The organism is Plesiomonas sp., assembly GCF_051650925.1.
GTDB lineage: Bacteria > Pseudomonadota > Gammaproteobacteria > Enterobacterales > CAMTGL01 > Plesiomonas.
On the sequence record NZ_JBOFRH010000488.1, the window covers coordinates 1 to 2299 of the forward strand.

At 46.8% G+C, this 2299-nt stretch carries 1 protein-coding gene and 1 pseudogene; both read right to left on the reverse strand.

Features of this window, described 5'->3' with window-relative positions; genetic code table 11:
• Positions 1-522 (reverse strand): annotated as a pseudogene (locus ACRC27_RS11830) (hypothetical protein); the annotation flags it as partial.
• Between the two features lie 56 nt (positions 523-578).
• Positions 579-1886 (reverse strand): YagK/YfjJ domain-containing protein, encoded by a 1308-nt coding sequence (locus tag ACRC27_RS11835; RefSeq protein ID WP_438639951.1) that lies wholly within the window; start codon positions 1884-1886, stop codon positions 579-581.
• Between the last annotated feature and the right edge of the window lie 413 nt (positions 1887-2299).

The window sequence follows — 2299 nt, forward strand, 5'->3', positions numbered from 1 at the left end:
ACGGTGAGCTTTGCCTTTGCGGTCTACAAACCGACACAGGTAATGGCGTGCCGTGCTCGATGCTACCCCCTGCTCTTCGGCATAGGCCGCTACGCTGTAGCCATAGGGTTTGTAATTGCGATGGTAATTGTCATGGTGCTGCTGCCAGTATTCATCCATCGGCTTTTGCTGCAATTGCCGTTTGGCTGTTTTATGAGTCAGCTGACAACGTGCAATGTATTCATCAACCGTTACCCCATGCGATTCGTTTAAACGTTGAAAACGGCGACGGTGCAGATCCCAAAACTCACGGATAAGCCCTGAATAGCCACCAGCACATTTGAGCTGGTAATAAAGCGCATTACGCGAAAGCTGATACTTCCTAGCAAACTCGGTAATGCTGATTCCAGTATTCATGAGCTCATAACGATACCGTTCACGCCACCATACCCAGTATTCGTACTTGGTCTTTGGTTCATAATCCACGCACAAAAACAGTAGCGGTGATGGCAGTGGTTTACGATTACGCTTTCTTAAGTGCATCAGTGTATCTCCCGATTGTTAACCAACCGCCGCGCAGCTGTAGGTATCAATGAAGATCACATCCAACGTAACAGGATACTTGGGGTAATCAGCCCCTGAGAAAAATTCACCACATAACGGCGTAAGCTGGTTATCGGTACGTTATGCAGCTTGGCATAAGCAGCAACAGATACACCTTGCGGCCAATAGTCACGGTAATAACGCTCAGCATGTGCTTGCCATTTGGCACTCATCAGTTTACGGCGTAACTGTCGTTTGGCATCTGCGGTCTTAAGCTGGTGGATAGCCATGTACTCATCTAGGCTCAATGACGATTGTGCCCATTGCATACGATGTTTAGCCCAGAAAAGTTTCCTGATGCTCGACACCTGCATATCGCGGGTATAATCCCTAAATTGCTGCGCTGTTAATCCGTAACGTTCACGATACTCTGCCGGTAATACGCCTTCGGTAACCCCTTCAAACAGGAAATTATACCTATGCGCTTTTGCATACGCTGAAGCTGAGCGGCATGCTGAATTCACCAACTCCACCACGGCTGACCACTTAGTTTTACTTTTGGATGCTGACTTAACTGAGTTCTGTTTTGCGCTCTCTTTCAGAGCGTCATTTACTTGAACTTGCGTGACTGCCTGCAAGATAGCGTCAGCGATGGGAGGCATGGAATCTTGCGGCTCATCACTGGCAACAGGCTCGTGTAACTGCTGTTCAGATACCGCACAGACGGATGAAGGCCACACACCCTGCGTAAAGATGCTGTCGAGCAAGGCTGGACTTGTTTCCGATACCAATGATTCACTGTGAGCAGTACGCACATCTGTTGCAGACATAGCTGAGCTCGGAGACTTGCTAGTACTACGCACTCGGCCTCGTGATTTACGCTGACCAGCCGCTTTTACCATTCCTTGACTAACACGTCGTACCGATGAATCAACCTCTTTGGTCTCTTTTTTCGCAAGATAGCTACAGCGACAAATCAGCTCAATCAGAGACTCAAGATCATCCCGTTTGACAAGGTAAGCCTGCTTTTTAGGAAACCAGACGCGACCTTGGCTAACGTTTTGCCAGCAACTCTCCACCAGCAAATTGATCTTATGAGGACTTTTTATCTTGTGGCCGCTAAACAGGAATACCGCGTGATAATGCGGATAACTTGACTTAACAGACTTCTCCCGCACCCAGCAATAGCCGAAAAATGACTCAGGGTACAACTTGCCAAACTCACGTTTGAATACCCGCAAGAAGTCACTCATCACTTGATTATTATGACTGCTCTCTTGAGCAGAGAAGTCATAGCGCACAGCAAATACACGTGAGCTTGCAACCAACGCACCATCAATGATCAGTTGGCAAATTTTCTTCATGAGGGGCAAATCAAGCTCGCCATCCTCGGGCAAAACGGGAAACCACATCCCTCGATAGGGGAAACCACTTTTGGCTAATGAGGAATACTTGAACGCTGGTTTTCGGGGAGATCTACCTCGCGGAATCGGAATATTATTAATAACCGAGGTATCGCACTGTGCTAATTCTGGTGACATATCAAAATAAATCAATGAGTTAAATCATTAACACTCATGAGTCATGTGCAAACAAAAGATAAGCTTTTGCTGCATCTTGTCTCACGTACGCCGAAGGAAAAAAACAGGGCAGATAATCATATCTGCCCCATATTTTCTTACTTCGATGACAACGTCATTGAATTATCTTTATCTTGCAGCCAAGCGAGGTAATCACGCTTTTTCCAACCCACCGTTTTTCCGGCAAGCATTTTTGG

Coding starts and splice junctions, on each gene's coding strand:
- ACRC27_RS11835 (WP_438639951.1), bottom strand. CDS start 1,886: ATGAAGAAAATTTGCCAACTGATCATTGATGGTGCGTTGGTTGCAAGC.